Origin of the sequence: Pontibacter sp. FD36 (genome assembly GCF_015686655.1) — a bacterium.
Classification (GTDB): Bacteria; Bacteroidota; Bacteroidia; order Cytophagales; family Hymenobacteraceae; genus Pontibacter.
In genome coordinates, this window is sequence record NZ_JADPMP010000016.1 from 26305 (window position 1) to 44466 (window position 18162).

19 protein-coding genes are annotated in these 18162 nt (G+C 52.1%); 15 read left to right on the forward strand and 4 right to left on the reverse strand.

Going from position 1 to position 18162, the window contains the following annotated elements; translation table 11 throughout:
* Positions 1-11: 11 nt before the first annotated feature.
* From nosZ (I0P70_RS20145) to I0P70_RS20205, 13 genes are all read left to right on the forward strand, one after another.
* Positions 12-2030 (forward strand): Sec-dependent nitrous-oxide reductase, encoded by a 2019-nt coding sequence (gene nosZ / locus I0P70_RS20145; RefSeq protein ID WP_196120942.1) that lies wholly within the window; start codon positions 12-14, stop codon positions 2028-2030.
* Between the two features lie 91 nt (positions 2031-2121).
* Complete coding sequence (locus I0P70_RS20150; RefSeq protein WP_196120943.1) at positions 2122-2724, forward strand: hypothetical protein; 603 nt, start codon at positions 2122-2124, stop codon at positions 2722-2724.
* On the forward strand, positions 2721-3188 hold the full coding sequence (locus tag I0P70_RS20155; protein ID WP_196120944.1) for a nitrous oxide reductase accessory protein NosL: 468 nt from the start codon (positions 2721-2723) through the stop codon (positions 3186-3188). Before I0P70_RS20150 ends, I0P70_RS20155 begins: the two co-directional genes overlap by 4 nt.
* The gene (locus I0P70_RS20160; protein ID WP_196120945.1) at positions 3172-4470 is read left to right on the forward strand and encodes a nitrous oxide reductase family maturation protein NosD; all 1299 of its coding nucleotides are present in this window, start codon (positions 3172-3174) and stop codon (positions 4468-4470) included. Before I0P70_RS20155 ends, I0P70_RS20160 begins: the two co-directional genes overlap by 17 nt.
* Positions 4433-5140, forward strand: coding sequence for an ABC transporter ATP-binding protein (locus I0P70_RS20165; RefSeq protein WP_196120946.1), 708 nt, complete (start codon positions 4433-4435; stop codon positions 5138-5140). The genes I0P70_RS20160 and I0P70_RS20165 overlap by 38 nt, the downstream gene beginning before the upstream one ends.
* 3 nt (positions 5141-5143) lie before the next feature.
* Positions 5144-5911, forward strand: a complete 768-nt coding sequence (locus I0P70_RS20170) for an ABC transporter permease subunit (protein ID WP_196120947.1) — start codon at positions 5144-5146, stop codon at positions 5909-5911.
* 251 nt (positions 5912-6162) lie between these two features.
* The gene (locus I0P70_RS20175) at positions 6163-6708 is read left to right on the forward strand and encodes a cytochrome c (RefSeq protein ID WP_230392323.1); all 546 of its coding nucleotides are present in this window, start codon (positions 6163-6165) and stop codon (positions 6706-6708) included.
* A gap of 17 nt (positions 6709-6725) precedes the next feature.
* Entirely contained in the window at positions 6726-8762 is a 2037-nt protein-coding gene (gene nosZ, locus I0P70_RS20180) for a Sec-dependent nitrous-oxide reductase (RefSeq protein WP_196120948.1), read from the forward strand.
* An 83-nt stretch (positions 8763-8845) separates the two neighbouring features.
* Positions 8846-9427 (forward strand): hypothetical protein, encoded by a 582-nt coding sequence (locus I0P70_RS20185; protein WP_196120949.1) that lies wholly within the window; start codon positions 8846-8848, stop codon positions 9425-9427.
* Positions 9428-9443: 16 nt separating this feature from the next.
* Positions 9444-9911, forward strand: coding sequence for a nitrous oxide reductase accessory protein NosL (locus I0P70_RS20190; RefSeq protein ID WP_007659140.1), 468 nt, complete (start codon positions 9444-9446; stop codon positions 9909-9911).
* On the forward strand, positions 9895-11223 hold the full coding sequence (locus I0P70_RS20195; protein ID WP_196120950.1) for a nitrous oxide reductase family maturation protein NosD: 1329 nt from the start codon (positions 9895-9897) through the stop codon (positions 11221-11223). The genes I0P70_RS20190 and I0P70_RS20195 overlap by 17 nt, the downstream gene beginning before the upstream one ends.
* Positions 11156-11866, forward strand: a complete 711-nt coding sequence (locus I0P70_RS20200; protein WP_196120951.1) for an ABC transporter ATP-binding protein — start codon at positions 11156-11158, stop codon at positions 11864-11866. Before I0P70_RS20195 ends, I0P70_RS20200 begins: the two co-directional genes overlap by 68 nt.
* Entirely contained in the window at positions 11863-12630 is a 768-nt protein-coding gene (locus I0P70_RS20205; protein ID WP_196120952.1) for an ABC transporter permease, read from the forward strand. Before I0P70_RS20200 ends, I0P70_RS20205 begins: the two co-directional genes overlap by 4 nt.
* A gap of 132 nt (positions 12631-12762) precedes the next feature.
* Here the strand turns inward: I0P70_RS20205 and I0P70_RS20210 are convergent, their stop codons facing one another.
* The 4 genes from I0P70_RS20210 to I0P70_RS20225 all read right to left on the reverse strand — a co-directional run bounded on the left by I0P70_RS20210 (position 12763) and on the right by I0P70_RS20225 (position 16841).
* On the reverse strand, positions 12763-12996 hold the full coding sequence (locus I0P70_RS20210; protein ID WP_196120953.1) for a hypothetical protein: 234 nt from the start codon (positions 12994-12996) through the stop codon (positions 12763-12765).
* Positions 12997-13151: 155 nt separating this feature from the next.
* Positions 13152-13601, reverse strand: coding sequence for a 6-carboxytetrahydropterin synthase (locus I0P70_RS20215; RefSeq protein WP_196120954.1), 450 nt, complete (start codon positions 13599-13601; stop codon positions 13152-13154).
* Positions 13602-13607: 6 nt separating this feature from the next.
* On the reverse strand, positions 13608-15413 hold the full coding sequence (locus I0P70_RS20220) for a hypothetical protein (RefSeq protein ID WP_196120955.1): 1806 nt from the start codon (positions 15411-15413) through the stop codon (positions 13608-13610).
* 234 nt (positions 15414-15647) lie between these two features.
* A complete protein-coding gene (locus I0P70_RS20225; RefSeq protein WP_230392324.1) occupies positions 15648-16841 on the reverse strand; it encodes a proline dehydrogenase family protein in 1194 nt (397 codons plus the stop codon).
* 239 nt (positions 16842-17080) lie between these two features.
* Between I0P70_RS20225 and I0P70_RS20230 the strand changes: the two genes are divergently transcribed.
* Complete coding sequence (locus I0P70_RS20230; protein ID WP_007659154.1) at positions 17081-17725, forward strand: thioredoxin family protein; 645 nt, start codon at positions 17081-17083, stop codon at positions 17723-17725.
* On the forward strand, positions 17722-18162 hold the full coding sequence (locus tag I0P70_RS20235) for a hypothetical protein (protein ID WP_076423191.1): 441 nt from the start codon (positions 17722-17724) through the stop codon (positions 18160-18162). Before I0P70_RS20230 ends, I0P70_RS20235 begins: the two co-directional genes overlap by 4 nt.

Here is an 18162-nt window from a genome sequence, read left to right on the forward strand (position 1 = left end):
TCATAATCATCATGAAATCTTTATTCAATAAATTCAAAAATGTCGCTCCTGCAGCCGCCTTTATCATGGCGGTAGGCGGTGGTGCCGTGCTGCAGGGCTGCAGCAGCGGCCCGGGCGAAGGAAGCGCCACTGCTGCAGGCGTCTCCTCTGATGCTGCTCAGGCAGTGTATGTAGCTCCTGGCAAGCACGACGAGTACTACTCTTTCCTGTCAGGTGGTTTCAACGGACAGATGTCCGTGTATGGTCTGCCTTCTGGCCGACTGCTGAAAATCATCCCTGTGTTCACACAGCACGGTGAGAACGGCTACGGCTACAGCGAAGAGTCTAAGGCAATGCTGATGACATCACACGGCTTCGTGCCCTGGGATGACTTGCACCACCCGAAACTGTCGCGCACGAACGGTATGACAGACGGTCGCTGGTTGTTCGCCAACGGTAACAACACTCCGCGTGTGGCCCGTGTCGACCTGACTACCTTCGAGACCGTGGAGATCATGGAAATCCCGAACTCTGCCGGTAACCACTGCTCGCCTTATCCAACTGATAACAACGAGTATGTGATCGCAGGTACGCGTTTCTCTGTGCCACTTGACATGAAAGGCGGTACGGCTGACGTGAGCATGAACGAGTATGCTGACAAGTTCCGCGGCTCTATCTCCTTTATTAAGGTAGACCAGGACAAAGGCGATATGGAACTTGACTTCCAGATCCTGGTACCGGGCTTCGACTACGACCTGGCGAACGGTGGCAAAGGCCCGTCTTCTGACTGGGTATTCTTCACTACCTATAACACAGAGCGCTCTGGTACGCTTAAAGAACTGGGTGCTTCCCAGAACGACCGCGACTACCTGGCTGCTGTGAACTGGAAACTGGCTGCCAAGTATGCTGCTGAAGGCAAGGCGAAGGAAATGCCAGCTTACTACTACCACAACAAAATGGACAAAGACTCGCACATGGCGAAGTCTACTATCAAGAAGTCTGTTCGCTACCTGCTTCCTGAGGACTGCCCAGGTATGATGTACCTGATCCCGGCTCCTAAGTCTCCGCACGGTATCGACGTGGACCCTAGCGGTGAGCACATGGTAGTGAGCGGTAAACTGGCTGCAACTATCCCAGTGTTCTCTTTCTCTAAAATGCAGCAGGCAATTAAAGACAAAGCGTTTGACGGTGAGATCAACGGTATCCCAGTGTTCAAGTACGAGTCTGTGCTGAAAGCTGAAGTACCAGAGCCAGGTCTTGGACCATTGCACACCGAGTTCGACGGAAAAGGCAACGCCTATACCTCTATGTTCGTGTCTTCTGAGATCGTGAAATGGAAATTGAGCGACTTCACAGTAGTGGACAGAATGCCGGTGTACTACTCAGTTGGTCACTTGATGATCCCTGGTGGCGATACGCACACTCCTGACGGCAAGTACCTGGTGGCCATGAACAAGATCACCAAAGACCGCTACCTGCCAACTGGTCCTGAACTGGCGCACTCTGCTCAGTTGATCGACATCAGCGGCGAGAAAATGCGCATGCTCCTTGACTTCCCGACCGTAGCTGAACCGCACTACGCACAGGCTATCAAAGCTGAAAGAGTAGCGCCGAACAGTGTGAAATTCTACGACCTGGCCAAGAACACACACCCACATGCGGTGAAGAAAGAGTCTGACGCCAGCGTAACCCGCGAAGGAAACGTGGTACGTGTGAAAATGACGGCCATCCGAAGCCACATGACACCGGACAACATTGAAGGTGTGCAGGTAGGTGACACCGTACTCTTCCACGTGACGAACCTCGAGCAGGACTGGGATGTACCGCACGGCTTCGCAGTGATGGGCGCCAACAACGCCGAGACGCTGATCATGCCGGGCGCAACACAAACACTGCGCTGGGTACCGAAGAAAGCCGGTGTGTTCCCATTCTACTGCACAGACTTCTGCTCTGCGCTGCACCAGGAAATGCAAGGTTACATCCGCGTATCTCCTAAGGGATCAAACGTACCGATTACATTCTCTACAGGCAAGAAGAAGCCTGCCGCTTAACCAACAGGTATAAGCCGGGCATAACACAAGCGGAGGTTGCCCGGGGCAGCCTCCGCTTATTTTTTAAATTTTCACCTTAAAACTCACAAGGATGAAAGCTTACCATAAAGTGCTGATGATGATAGCCTCGCTGTCTCTCGGTTTGTTGTTCCTCTTCCCGATGTGGAAGATTTACCTGCAGGCTCCACAGTATCCAGAAGGTCTGGAGATGCACATCTGGGTGAACAAGATTTCAGGTGACACTGAAGGATCGCTCCAGAATTTTAACATCCTCAACCACTACATTGGCATGGAGCCGATCCACGCCGACTCATTCGCTGAACTCAAGATCATGCCTTATATCGTCATCTTCTTTATGGTGGCAGGTATACTGGTAGCGCTGTTGGGCAAAAGAAAAATGGTTCTCTCCTGGGTTGTGCTGCTGATGATAAGCGGTGCCGTAGGTATAGCCGACTTCTACATGTGGCTCAACAAGTTCGGCACCAACTTAGACCCAAGCGCCCCCATCAAAGTACCCGGTATGACATATGTGCCACCGCTACTCGGAAGCAAGACGCTGCTCAACTTCGATGCCTTGTCGCTGCCTGCCATGGGTAGTTTAGGAATAGGGCTGGCCATACTGCTGGGAGGTCTGGTCTACTTCTTCAGCCGCAGCACAGTGCATGTGAAAACATCAAAAAAAGTAATGGCATGAAATCACTAAACCTATACATGAGCTGCCTGGTGCTGCTGGTGATCCTGCTGCTGGCAGGTTGCCAGGTAGAGCCTAAGCCCATCGCTTATGGGGAGGTGAACTGCGCTCACTGCCAGATGACTGTGTCTGACAGCCGATATGGCGCTGAGCTGGTCAATGACAAAGGCAAGCCCTACTATTTCGACTCAGCGGAGTGCCTGGCAGCATACCTGCAGGATAACCCGGAGCAGCAAGAGAAGGCAGCCTATCTGCTAGTGACTGACTTTACCCGACCTAATCAATTGATTGACGCCCGCAGCGCCAGTTTTATACAGAGTAAGGAGCTCCCAAGCCCGATGGGTATGTACCTGACCGCTTTGTCAGATGAGGGAACTGCCACCAAAATGCACCAGGAAGTAGGCGGTCGCCTGCTGAACTGGGATCAGGCCATGATAGCCGTAAAGAACAATGAAAAACCTGAGTAAATATATTGTAGTTTGGACAGCATGCGCTTTGGTGTGGATGCTGGGTAGCCCAGTGGCTCTCGGCGACACACTAAAGGTATGCAACACCTGCGAGTACCATTCCGTGAAAGAAGCCGTAAGCAAGGCGAAAGCCGGCGATGTGGTGCTGGTGGACGGCGGCGTATACCTGGAGTCAGGTATAGAGATCACCAAACCCATCAGCCTGATCGGGCGCAACAACCCGGTGATAGACGGCCAGAACAGCGGCCAGATTATCACCATTACCTCATCCAACGTGAAAGTGGAAGGCTTTACGGTGCAGAATGTGGCCGTAAGCTACATGCGCGACGACGCTGCCATACGGGTAGCTGACCGTGAAAACATACAGATACTGAACAATACCGTCCTGAACACCTACTTTGGTATATACCTGCAGAACGCCGACAACAGCATCGTGAAAGGCAATGTGGTGAAGGGCGTCAACACAGGCAAGATAGAATCGGCGCTGGGCAATGCCATACATGTGTGGCGCACCGACGGTGCCGAAGTAAGCGGCAACAAAGTGGAAGGTCACCGCGATGGAATCTATTTTGAATATGTGACCAACAGCCTGATCCACGAGAATATCAGCGAGCGCAATAACCGCTACGGCTTGCACTTTATGTTCTCGGACGGCAACGTGTATACCCGCAACATTTTCCGGAAAAACGGAGCTGGCGTAGCCGTGATGTATACCCGAAACATCCGGATGGAACACAATACCTTTGAAGATAACTGGGGGTCTGCTGCTTATGGATTGCTCCTGAAAGATATTTCGCAAAGTGTCATTCTCAACAATACATTCCGAAGAAACACCACCGGCATTTACATGGAAAGCTCCAGCCGGTTGTACATAGAAAACAACGATTTTGACCGCAATGGCTGGGCGATAAGACTGCTGGCGAGTTGCATCCAGGATACGTTTAGGCTCAATAACTTCACCGGCAACTCCTTTGATGTGAGCACCAATGGCAGCCCGACCATGAACCTGTTTGAGCATAACTACTGGGATAAGTACAGCGGCTACGACCTGAACAAAAACAGGGTAGGGGATGTGCCCTACCGCCCGGTGAGCCTGTACTCCATGCTGGTGGAGCGGGTGCCGCCTTCGGTGATGTTCATGCGCAGTTTTATGGTCGATCTGATGGACAGCATCGAGCGGGTGCTGCCGAGTTTTATACCTGAGAGTCTGGTCGATGAACGGCCTTTAATGAAGAAAGTGAATCATGATAGCGATAGAAAACTTGTCCAAAACCTACGGTAACCTAACCGTGCTCAAAGACCTGACGGTGCAATTTAGTGGTGGCCGTGTGGTGTCCATTATCGGGCCGAACGGCTCGGGCAAAACCACCATGAGCAAGTGCATACTGGGCATGGTATTGCCTGACAGCGGCGACATCAAATACAATGGCGAGAGTGTGCTGAAACAGTACGCCTACCGCAGCCAGATCGGGTATATGCCGCAGATCGGAAAGTACCCCGAGAACATGAAGATCCGGCAGGTGATCGAGATGATCCGTGACATCCGCAAAGACGCCGCCGTGATAGATGAGGAACTGATTGGCCTGTATGGCCTTCAAAATATGTACGATAAAAGAATGGGCTCCCTGTCGGGCGGCACGAAGCAGAAAGTGAGTGCGGCACTTGCCTTCATGTTCGACCCGCAGGTGCTTATTCTCGATGAACCAACCGCCGGCCTCGACCCGATTTCGGCGGAGATCCTGAAGTGTAAGATTCTGAAGGAAAAGAAAAAAGGCAAGTTGATCCTGATCACATCGCACATCATGAGCGAAGTAGAGGAGGTGGCTGACGAGGTGATGTGTCTGGTGGACGGTGCGCTCAAATTCCATGAAACGATCACCAGCATCAAGCAGCACACCAACGAAGAGCGCCTGAGCCGCGCTATTGCCAAAATTATGAACGAGGAGGACTAAGCCATGAACAAGATCATCAAATACGTACTCTATGACATTGTCCGCAACAAGATCATCGTGGCCTACACCCTGTTTCTGCTGCTGCTCTCGATCGGCCTCTTCAACCTGGGCGGCAGCCCGGACAAGGGCCTGCTGAGCCTTCTCAACCTGGTATTGCTCACCGTGCCGCTGATCAGCATCGTCTTCGGCACCACCCACTTTTACAACTCCTACGAGTTCATGGAGCTGCTGGTGTCGCAGCCGATCCGGCGCAGCAAGATTTTTATGAGCGAGTACCTGGGGGTGGCCTTGTCGCTCTCGGCTGCCTTTATGATCGGGGTGGGTATACCGGTGCTGCTGTTCGCGCCGGGCGCCACGGGTTTGTACCTGGTGCTCACGGGCGTGTTCATCACCTTCATCTTCGTGGCCCTGGCCTTCCTGGCCTCGGTCATCACCCGCGACAAAGCCAAGGGGATAGGCATCGCGCTCTTGCTCTGGTTCTACTTCGCGCTGATCTACGACGGCATCGTGCTCTTCATCCTCTACTCTTTCGGTGACTACCCGCTGGAATACGCCACACTGGTACTTACTGCGCTTAACCCGGTAGACCTGGGGCGTGTGCTGGTGCTGCTCAACCTGGACGTGTCGGCCATGATGGGCTATACCGGGGCTTTGTACAAGAGCATCTTTGGCAGCCTGTGGGGCATAGGACTAGCCTTTGCGGTGATGGTGCTCTGGGTGCTGGTGCCGGTGCTGGCCTCCAGAAGAGCTTTTACCAGGAGAGATCTGTAAATAATGTGAAACACCCGCTGCCTGGTTAGCTGATCAGACAGTCTTCTTAATCAAAAGAGCGCAGGCCCTGAGGTCTGCGCTCTTTTGATTTTGGTAGCCTGCATTTGTTATCCGTATTGAGGAAAAAGGGGAAAAGGTATAAAACGCTGCTGATTGCGGTATATACTTACCCAAATTGAACCGAAACGAAAGGTCTTCGTAAACAAAGGCCAATCATGTTTAACCATTACTCACCTTAACTATCCAAAACTATGACAAATCAGCTCTCTTCACTAAACAAAACACTATATAGTCTTCTGCCAAAGTCTATCAGGTATAGCGTAGTAGTCCTGTTCTGTGGCTCCTTACTTTTTAGCTGTTCATCAGGTGATAGCGAAAACAACGCTGCTGAGTCACAAGAGCAAACCGGATTGGCTCACCAGCAGGAGCAGGCTCCTGTAGAGGATGATGGCAAAGGGATAGGACCTGTTTCTTCCATTGAGGTAAGCGAGAACATTGATGATGCCCTGGCAGCAGAGGGTAAGTCAATTTATGAAAGCAAATGTTCTGCCTGCCATACCCTTACAGACGAAAAAGTAGTGGGTCCAGGCCTGCTGGGTGTAACCGAAAAGCGCAAGCCGGAGTGGATCATGAACATGGTGATCAACCCGGAAGAGATGACCAAGAAAGACCCAACCGCCAAGAAGCTACTCGCAGAGCACTTAACGCAGATGACAAACCAGAATATCAACGAGTCGGATGCCCGCGCACTGCTTGAGTTTATGCGCCTTAACGACCTACAAGCACAAGGAAAGTAAACTAAACCGCTGGTATAATGGAAGTATTGAAGCAGAATTTAAAAAGGATAGCACCCAAGCTAGGCTTTATACCGATGCTAATGGCAGGTGCGATGTTGCAGGGATGTGGAGGAGGAGAAGGAAATCAGAAATCCGGTACAGTTGATTCAGATGCCGCCGCAGCGGTTTATGTTCCGCCAGGGCAGCACGATGAGTACTACTCTTTCCTGTCAGGAGGTTTCAACGGACAGGTTTCAGTATACGGGCTTCCTTCGGGCAGGCTGCTGAAAGTTATACCTGTTTTCACGCAATTTGCCGAAAACGGCTACGGCTACAACGAAGAGACAAAGCCCATGCTGATGACCTCACATGGCTTCGTGCCTTGGGATGACCTGCACCATCCCAAACTCTCGCGTAGTGACGGAATGGCCGATGGCAAGTACCTGTACGTGAACGGCAACAACACGCCGCGTGTGGCCAAGGTGGACCTGACTACCTTCGAGACAGTGGAGATCATGGAAATTCCGAACTCTGCCGGTAACCACTGCTCGCCATACCCAACCAACAACAACGAGTACATACTGGCGGGTACGCGTTTCAGTGTGCCGATAAACACAGATAAAGCCGGGATGGGAGATGCCAGTCTTTCCGAGTATAAGGACAAGTTCCGCGGCTCTATCTCTTTCATCAAAACGAATGAAGACGATGGCCACATGGAACTGGACTTCCAGATACTGGTACCCGGCTTTGATTATGACCTGGCCAATGGCGGCAAAGGTCCTTCCGGTGACTGGGTGTTCTTTACGACTTACAACACCGAGAAGTCTTCCACACTGAAAGAACTGGGAGCATCCCAGAACGACCGCGATTACCTGGCGGCCATCAACTGGAAACTGGCAGCCAAGTATGCCGCCGAAGGGAAGGCACACGAGATGCCAGCCAACTATTACCACAACACGATGGACCACAACTCCCATATCGCCAAGTCTACCGTGAAGAAATCAGTGCGCTACCTGCTGCCGGAAGAGTGCCCGGGCATGATGTACCTGATCCCGGCGCCTAAGTCGCCGCACGGCATCGACGTGGACCCGACAGGGGAGTACATGGTGGTGAACGGAAAACTGGCCGCCACGCTTCCTGTGTTCTCTTTCTCTAAAATGCAGCAGGCTATCGAAAACAAGGACTTTGACGGCGAGGTGAATGGTATACCTGTATTCAAGTATGAATCGGTTCTTTACGGCGAAGTACAGGAGCCTGGTTTAGGACCATTGCACACGGAGTTTGATGGCAGAGGCAATGCGTACTCTACCATGTTTGTGTCGTCGGAAGTAGTGAAGTGGAATGTGAAAGACCTGCAGGTACTGGACAGAATGCCGGTTTACTACTCCCCAGGCCACCTGATGATTCCGGGCGGCGACACGAGAGAGCCAGATGGCAAATACCTGGTCGTGATGAACAAGATCACCAAGGACCGCTACCTACCAACCGGGCCTGAACTGCTGCACTCCGCACAGCTGATCGACATCAGCGGAGATAAAATGCGGATGCTGCTCGATTTCCCGACCCTGGCAGAGCCGCACTACGCCCAGGCGATACAGGCAGACAAGGTGGCACCAAATAGCGTCAAATTCTTTAAGCTGGACGAAAACACGCACCCGGAGGCTGTGAAGAAAGAATCTGACGTGAGCGTGACGCGGCAGGGTAGGACCGTTAAAGTGAACATGACCTCTATCCGAAGCCACTTTACGCCGGATAATATCGAAGGTGTGCAGGTAGGTGATACGGTCATCTTCCATGTGACCAACCTCGAGCAGGACTGGGACGTGCCGCACGGCTTTGCGATCATGGGCGCCAACAATGCTGAAACCCTGATCATGCCGGGTGCCACGCAGTCGCTGAGGTGGGTACCGAAGCAGGAAGGCGTTTACCCGTTCTACTGCACGGACTTCTGTTCGGCCCTGCACCAGGAAATGCAAGGCTACGTGCGGGTGTCGCCAAGGGGATCCAACGTCCCTATCAAGTTCTCGACAGGAGAAAAGAAACCGGTCCCTCCGGCCCAGGCAAGCGTAAACTAAGATTAGCTGATTGTGTAAGACAGCGGAGTTTGTTAAAACCAGGCTTCGCTGTCTTTTTATACCTCCAACCTAAATAGGAAATTATGCGCATATACCTGAGAATACTGATGGTAATAGCCGCTTTGTCGCTGGGCACACTGTTTTTCTTCCCGATGTGGAAGATTTACCTGGAGGCGCCGCAGTACCCCGAGGGGCTGGAACTGCACATCTGGATAAACAAGCTGGGCGGAAGCTCTGACCACGTGCTCCAGAACTTCAATATCCTGAACCACTACATCGGCATGGAGGCCATTCATCCGGACTCTTTTGCCGAGCTCAAGTACATGCCCTACATCGTCATCTTCTTTATTATGACGGGCGTGCTGGCTGGGATTCTCGGGAAAAGAAAACTGGTGCTGTACTGGGTGATTCTGTTGGCCATAGCTGGTGCAGCTGGCATCGCAGACTTTTACCTCTGGCTGCATAAGTTCGGCACCAACCTCGACCCGGAAGCTCCCATCAAAGTGCCGGGCATGACCTACATCCCGCCGCTGCTGGGTCACAAGGCGCTGCTCAACTTTAATGCGCTTTCGCTGCCCGCCTGGGGGAGCCTGGGCATCTTCCTGGCTATCGTTATAGGCGGACTCGTATACCTGTTAAGCAGGCGTAAAACTTATTTCACTTAAACCGAAAATCTTCGACATGCTACACAAAACCACCCTTTACACACTGAGCCTACTACTCCTGCTGATAGGAGCCGCAGGTTGCTCGGTGGAGCCGAAACCCGTGCCCTATGGTGAGGCTAACTGCGTCCATTGCCAGATGACCGTGTCTGACAGCCGGTATGGCGCTGAGCTGGTAAACGACAAGGGCAAAGCTTTTTTCTTTGATTCGGCGGAGTGCCTGGCCGCTTACGCACTGGAGCAGCCGGAACTGAGCGATGCTGCGGCTTACCTGCTGGTAACGGACTTCACCAACCCTGATAACCTGGTTGAGGTAGACAAGGCACACTTTCTGCAAAGCCGGGAGCTACCCAGCCCCATGGGCATGTACCTGACAGCGGTGGCAGACGAGGCCACAGCCAGCAGGCTGCAACAGGAGTATGGAGGCCGCCTGCTGAACTGGGAAGGGGCAAAAGAAGCCGTTAAAAACAATGAAAAACCTGAGTAAAAAGATAGTAGTTTGGACAGCATGCACTTTAGTGTTGCTGCTAACGAGCCTGCAGGCGGTTGGCGGCACACTAAAGGTATGCACCAACTGCACCTATACCTCCGTGAAACAGGCCGTAAGCCAGGCGAAGGCCGGCGACGTGGTGCTCGTGGACGGCGGCGTGTACCTGGAGTCAGGTATAGAGATCACCCAGCCCATCCGCCTGATCGGGCAGAACAACCCGGTGATAGATAGTAACAACAGCGGTCAGATCATCACGGTGTTGTCTGACAACGTAACCATTCAGGGTTTCACGCTGCAGAACGTAGCCACCAGCTATACCCGCGACGACGCTGCCATCCGGGTCAGGCAGCAAAACAACATCCAGATCCTCGACAACACCATCCTGAAAACCTATTACGGGATATACCTGCAGTATTCGGATGGCATCGTTGTTAAGGGCAATGTGGTAAAAGGGGAGAACGTGGGCAGAACCGAGTCCTCGCTGGGCAATGCCATTCATGTGTACTATACAGACGATGTGCAGATAATAGGGAACGAGGTGCAGGGCCACCGGGACGGCATCTACCTGGAGACAGTGAAAAACAGCACCGTGGAGCGTAACCTCAGCCACCAGAACAGCCGCTACGGCCTGCACTTTATGTTCTCGGACGGGAATGCCTATACCCATAACATCTTCCGGAAAAACGGGGCAGGTGTGGCGGTGATGTATACCACAAACGTCCGGATGGAGCACAACGTGTTTGAGGATAACTGGGGTGCAGCTTCGTATGGTCTGCTTTTGAAAGAAATAAACAACAGCGTTATTTACAACAACACATTCCGGCGCAATACCACAGGTATACACATGGAAAGTTCGAGCCGCCTTGATTTCAGAAACAACGATTTTGAGCGCAACGGTTGGGCCATTAAACTGATGACTACCTGTATACAGGATACCTTCCGGCTCAATAACTTCACCGGAAACTCCTTTGACATCAGTACCAATGGAAATGCGCAGCACAACTACTTTGAGCACAACTACTGGGAGAAGTATAGCGGCTACGACCTGGACAAAAACGGCGTAGGCGATGTACCCTACCGGCCGGTGAGTCTGTACTCTATGCTGATCGAGCGGGTGCCGCCTTCGGTTATGCTGATGCGCAGCTTTATGGTAGACCTGCTCGATAACATGGAAAGAGTGCTGCCAAGTATCATTCCTCAAAACCTGGTGGACGAGCGCCCCTTGATGAAGAAAGTAAATCATGATAACAATAGAGAATTTGTACAAGTCCTACGGCAAACTGCAAGTGCTCCGTGGCGTGAGCGTTGAGCTGGACAAGGGCAAAGTCATATCCATAATAGGGCCGAACGGCTCGGGCAAAACCACCATGAGCAAGTGCATACTGGGCATGGTGCTGCCTGACAGCGGCGACATCAGATTCAACGGCGAAAGTGTATTGAAAAAGTATGCTTACCGTAGCCAGATCGGGTATATGCCCCAGATCGGAAAGTACCCCGAGAACATGAAGATCCGGCAGGTGATCGAGATGATCCGCGACATCCGAAAGGACGCTGCCGTTGATGATGAACTGATTGGTTTGTACCGGCTGGAAGAAATGTACGAAAAGCGGATGGGCGCGCTGTCAGGCGGTACGAAGCAGAAAGTGAGTGCGGCACTGGCTTTCATGTTCGAGCCGCAGGTGCTTATCCTCGATGAACCAACCGCTGGTTTGGACCCTTTTGCCGCTGAAATTCTGAAAGGCAAAATCCTGAAAGAGAAAAAGAAAGGTAAACTGATCCTGATCACATCGCATGTGATGAGCGAGATTGAAGAAGTGGCCGATGAGGTGCTGTGCCTGGTGGATGGCAGTGTGATGTTCTATGAAACGATTTCTGACTTAAAAGCGCAAACTCAGGAAACCAGATTGAGCCGTGCCGTTGCCAAAATCATGAACGAAGGATACAAACCATGAACAAGATCATCAAATACGTACTCTACGACATTGTCCGCAACAAAATCATCGTGGCCTACACTCTGTTTTTGCTGTTGCTCTCCATCGGGGTGTTCAACCTGGGAGGCAGTCCTGACAAGGGCCTGCTGAGCCTTTTGAACCTGGTGCTTCTGACCGTGCCCTTGATCAGCATCGTCTTCGGCACGACGCACTTTTACAACTCCTACGAGTTCATGGAGCTGCTGGTATCGCAGCCCATTCGACGTAGCAAGATCTTCATGAGCGAGTACCTGGGGGTGGCCCTCTCACTGTCTGCCGCTTTTATGATCGGGGTGGGTATACCGGTGCTGCTGTTCGCTCCCGGCGCCACGGGGCTGTACCTGGTGCTGACGGGCGTGTTCATCACCTTCATCTTCGTGGCCCTGGCCTTCCTGGCCTCAGTCATCACCCGCGACAAGGCTAAAGGGATAGGTATAGCGCTCTTGCTCTGGTTCTACTTCGCCCTGATTTACGACGGCATCGTGCTCTTCATCCTCTACTCTTTTGGCGACTACCCGCTGGAGTACGCCACACTCGCTTTGACCGCACTTAATCCCGTGGATCTGGGGCGGGTGATGGTGTTGCTCAACCTGGACGTGTCGGCCATGATGGGCTACACCGGCGCCTTGTACAAGAGCATCTTCGGCAGCCTGTGGGGCATAGGCCTGGCTTTTGCGGTGATGGTGCTCTGGGTGCTGGTGCCAGTGCTGGTTTCCAGGAGGGTATTTAAGCGGAGGGATATGTAAGTCAGGTTGCTATACTTGACGTAATTATACTAAGGCAACAAGACCCGGTATAGCTGGCAAAAGCTTGAGCACTCCCACCTTACGCAAAGTCGCTACCTTGCCAGCAAACAAGCTGCAAAAGCAAACCAGATTTTACTGATTATTCCGTCTTGGAGTCGTCACCGTATCGACTTCAAATGCGGCTGTGTCGTCCTGCATTTCCAGTTGTGGGTTGATCTCTTCGCCAGAACCAATCTCTACACTTTCATCCATGCTTTCAGTACCGCGTGTATCAGTAGCGGTATCATGCGTGGTATTGTCGGAGGTGCAGGAGAAGAAGAAAATGCCGATAAAAATTATAAATGCCTTTTTCATAATCGTGTTCATTAGTAACAGACTTTACAACGGATATCAGACGGCTTCGTTTCAAGGTATGGTGTTGGGAATCAGGTAATACTATTCTGAAGTGCACATAAAAAAACCGCCCTGTCCGTTGGTTTTGGCCTAACGAACAGGGCGGTTTAGCTGGAGGTAAGATTTACTTACAGGTTATCCGAAGCATACCATTCTGCAAAGGACTTTTCGGTTTCCCAAAGCTTGAGGCTATGCAGCTCCACATAAGCCGGGAGTAAGTGGCGGATGCGCTGCTTAAAGTCGATCAGCATATTCTCGCATGTCGGCTGGAAAGGCGTGAGCACCAGCTTGTGGTTAAAATGCCGCAGCGCCAGAATCAGTTCCTGTGGGGCGTCCTGCCGCAGCAAGAGCGCATGGTCGATCGGCTCAATGATCGTTTCCTGCATTAGCTTCTTCAGCTCTTTAAAGTCCATGACCATGCCGTCATTCGGGTGCGTCTCACTCACAATAGGTGTACCGATAATCGTTACTTCCAGTTTGTAAGAATGCCCGTGAATGTTGCGGCAGCCGCCCTTGTAGTTCTGCAGTGCATGGGCCGCTTCAAACGTAAACAGGCGGGTTAATCGTATTCTGCTCATACCTGTCTATACCTTCTGATTGGCCAATTGTAACTGGTCTTCAGCATCAAGTAATTCATCCAGCATCAGCACGCGCTTCTCCAGCTGGTCCTTGAACAGAACAGGCAGCTGCTCTTTATAATAGCTTATACCTTGCTGCAGGTTCTGCCAGAAGTTCTGCAGGTATTTCTCCTGCTTGTCGGTCATGCTCTCCTGCAACTCTGCCTTCTTGTTCTTCCAGTAGTCCACATACATCCGCAGCTCGTTGACGAACACGTGCGGACGGTAGGTATTGTTGAGCACGTTCATGCGGCCGTAAATATGGTCCACCATTTCCTGCAACTTGAAGATGTTGGAGAAGTAGGCCAGGTTCGGTCCCGGGCAAATGGCCACCGGTCTGGACGCAACGGCTTTGCGTGCTATACCTAGTTTTACGAGAGCTGTGTTGGCCAGTCCTTCACAGAGGCACTCTTTCTCCAGTACTTTGGCTTCCTGCGCTTTGTATTCCGCTTCTGGCAAACCTAATCTCTGCAGCTGCACGAGTTTGTTGCGCTGGTACTTGCGGGAGGCGGTGCAGATAGGTTCTTTGGTAAAGTCTGAGTTTGAGACAAGGTGCTTCTTCTCGCACGGACTGCCCGGCTTGCCTTTTTCAATACGAGCCAAGGTGAGCGCTTCTGAGCTGGTGCCTCGCAGAGAGTTGAAGGGTACGCCAAGCGGGGAGATCGGGCTCAGGTATAGGTCTTCTTTTTTGGCACGGGCCAGCTTCTCCATTGTTTCAACATCTACCGTAGTGGCTTCGGGTACAAGCAAAAACGGCGTACCCCAACCGGCGGCATCCATGCCGTAGTGCTCCAGCAGGAAGCTGTGCTCTTCGGCTGTGCCAATACCGCCCTGCATCGTAATGTGCATGGTTGGCGCAGTGGCTGGCACGGTATAGCCTTTGGCCGTGAGGGCATTGCTGAATAAGGTATAGAGCTCTTCCTTCATCGCCCGTCGGTTCTGCTTGAACTCCTCCAGGATCGGGCCGATCAGGTAACCGTCTGTGGCAAAAGCGTGCCCGCCGCAGTTCAGTCCCGACTCGATGCGGAACTCCGATACCCAGATACCTTTCTTGGCCAGAATCTTACCCTGCACAAATGCCGAGCGGTAATCACTCACCTTGATAACCACCTGCTTTTGCAAATAGCCGTTTTCGTCAGGGAAGAAGCATGGGAACTGCTCCAGGTAACTGTAGAGGCGCATGTTCATACCTGCCGAGAAGATCACCGAAGCATGCACGGTACTCTTTGCAAAACCACGCAGTGCGGCCAGTGCGTCGGAGTACTCCGATGGCAGCGGGTTGCCGTCTTTGTCGTAATTGGTTTTGTCGAGCTTGGTCATGATGTTCACATCTATACTTCCAGGTACAACAGCCTGGCGCAGTTCATCCTGCATGATCTTTTTCAGCTCCGGATTGTTGGTCTGCACCATCTTCTGATAAAGAACCTTGAGCGGCGTCTGGTCAGGCAGCAGCAAGAAGTACTTGCTCAGGCGCGACTCCGCATCAAATGACTCCTGTTTCAGGCTTTCCACTTGCTGCTTCACAATACGGTCGGCCAGGTTGAGGTACTCTGTGATGCGACGGGCGCGGTAATCCTCTTCTTTAGGGGTGATGGGCGTGAAGCGTTCCTGGTATACCTGACTGTAATGCTGGCGCATTTGTTCGATCAGGGTATCGTCGCTCAGCGAGATAACCGATGAAATGCCGTACTGCGCCACTTTCATGGGCGAGTCGATGGAAAAGGCCAGTCCCATAACCGGGATGTGGAAGGTGTGCGGTGTGTTTTTGATCATGAATGAAAATGGTTTTTACCTCCCACCAGCCCCCAAAATATGAGGGGGAGGTGAGGGGGCTTTATTTATTTTTCGTTTTTCTGTTCATTGTTCTTTCCTCGCTCGCCTCTGGCGAGTGTGAGCTATCTAGTGGCGTCCCGCCTCCTGTGCCGACAGGCACAAACCAGCGGCCAGAGTCCGCCAGATAGCTTACACTCGCGGGACGCGAGCGAGGGCATTTAGTTGATTGGGGTGCTACAACCCCCGACGCTTCATCTCCGCCTCGAGCAAACTCAATTCTCTGCCCATCTGCCCGGCAATTGAAGTGTTCTCTTCTGCTCGCCGAATCATATAAGGCAGCGTAGTGGCCACATCGCCGTAAGGCAGGTATTTGGAAGCGTTAAAGCCGGCGCTGGCCAGGTTGTAGGTCAGGTTGTCGCTCATGCCGTAGAGCTGCGAGAAGTAAATACACTTGCGGTGGTCAGCTATACCCCGGCGGTTGATCTGGTTGACAAGGTAGCGGGTGCTGGCTTCGTTGTGCGTCGCGGCACAAAGTTCTACTCTATGTAGATTTTGCAGACAGATGTCGATGGCTTTGTCAAAGCTGTGATCGGTATCGGCTTTGATGCTGAATACCGGGCTCGGATACCCATACTCTGCGGCTCGTTCCTGCTCTTTCTCGATGTAGGCGCCCCGCACGATTTTTATACCTAACACCACATCATAGCCTTCGCTTCTTTTGAGCAGATCGGTGAGGTAAGCGATGCGGTCCGTGCGGTACATCTGCAGGGTGTTGAACACCACGGCACGGTGCTCGTTATAGCGCAGCATCATCTTTTCGGCCAGCTCGTCCATGGCTTGCTGCAGCCAGCTTTCTTCTGCGTCGATGTATACCGTAATGTTGGCTTCGAAGGCGGCTTTGCAGATCAGGTCGAGCCTGTTTTCTGTGCGCTGAAAGGCCGCTGTTTCTTCGGGTGTAAGTGACTCCCCTTCCTGCAGTTTCTGGAAAATTTCACGAGAGCCTATACCTGTCAGTTTCACACTGATATAAGGAATCTCTCCAGTGACTTTTGCCAGCCGAATGTTGCGCATGATCTCGTCGAGTACGTAGTCAAAACCGGCTTCGTCTTCCTTCGCTTCAGCAGCATAATCGAGCACAGTGTATACCTTGACATTGGCCATGCGACGGATGGCCCGCTGTGCCTGCTGCGCTGTTTCTCCCCCGCAAAAGTGGCGGTAGATCGTATTCTTTACCAAGCCTTTGATCGGCAGCCCAAGCTTAAGCGCCCAGACTGTGGCGATGCCGCCCAGTTTGACTAGCGTGGGCTTACCCATCATCCTGAATAGGAAGTGGGCAAGTTTAAGTTCTTCATCCGTTTTATTGCTAAAAGCGATTTTAAGATCTTCCGGATCGAATAATGTAGTTGGTTGTATGGTAGTGACGCCCATGTGTGTAATTTGATAGGATAGATGCCGTCTTAACAGGATAGATGGCATGACAAGGTAGGCTAATTTCAAGCCCTCAGAAATGAGCATCGTTAGTCAAAATAATGACATAGGTCATTTTCTATGTATTTATTTTTACATCCGGTTAGAGGTTTGTTAATTATTGTATGTGAGTGACTTAAGTCATTTTATAAGCAGGTATAGATGGGTAGACTTGCAGTATAATTTAACCTAAACGTCTCATGAATACCCCCGATATATTGACCCCCGAACTCATCAACCCGCTGACCTACCAGAGCTTCAGACAACTGGTTGATGAACTTGTAGCCAACAACCAAACTTCAGGTCCGGAGCAAACCGAAGAGCGCATTGGCTATACCAGGCTGAACCAGCAGCGCATGAAGCGCGTCGAGAAGCAATTTGCCATCAACCCTGACTTGCTTGCAGCCCTGCAGCAACCGCGCCCTGAGTGGCATTGGGTAGTGCTGGTGGAGTCGTGGTGCGGCGACGGAGCGCAGCAACTGCCTGCTCTTGCCGCTATTGCTGACGCCGTGCCGACCATCGAACTGACTATTATTCTGCGCGACGAAAACCCGGCCTGGATGGACACCTGCCTTACCAACGGAAGCCGCGCTATACCTAAGTTGATTTGCCTGAACGCCGAAACGAACGAGCGCCTGTTCACCTGGGGGCCGCGACCGCTGGCGATACTCGAACAAGTGCTGCACTTTAAAGAGGAGAACCCAAATGCGACGAAAGAGGAGATAGGTACACTGGTGCATACGCAGTATGCGAAAGACCGCAGCCAATCGCTGCAGCAAGATTTGCTGCGCCTGGCACAACAGGCTATACCTGTGCAGGAAAAAGAGGAGGGAGTGGTATCATGAAGCTAATCATCATCGCCATATTTCTGGCCAGCCTGACCTCGATGTGCGGACACGAGCGCGATCTGGAAACAGAGCATACTGAAGTAATTCACGAAGAGCAAACGCTGGCCCTGAACGGCACTGAGCGTTGGCAGGCCGACGAGCCGACCAACCGCCACATCGCCCAATTGCAAGCTATGCTGCAGGAGTTTAAGCTGCAGGCCGAGAACAATTCGGCAGAAGCTTACAACGATTTGGGGTCTTCGATGAAAGCCGAACTGCAACAGCTCTTCAAAGACTGCCGCATGAAAGGGCCCGACCACGACATGCTGCACGTATACCTGGTGCCGCTGGTGGAGGATGTGAACGTGCTGGCCGAAAAAGACGAGCACCTGTCTGAACAGGCATTAGCACGGGTAAGCACGCGACTAAAAGAATACAACACCTATTTTAAATAA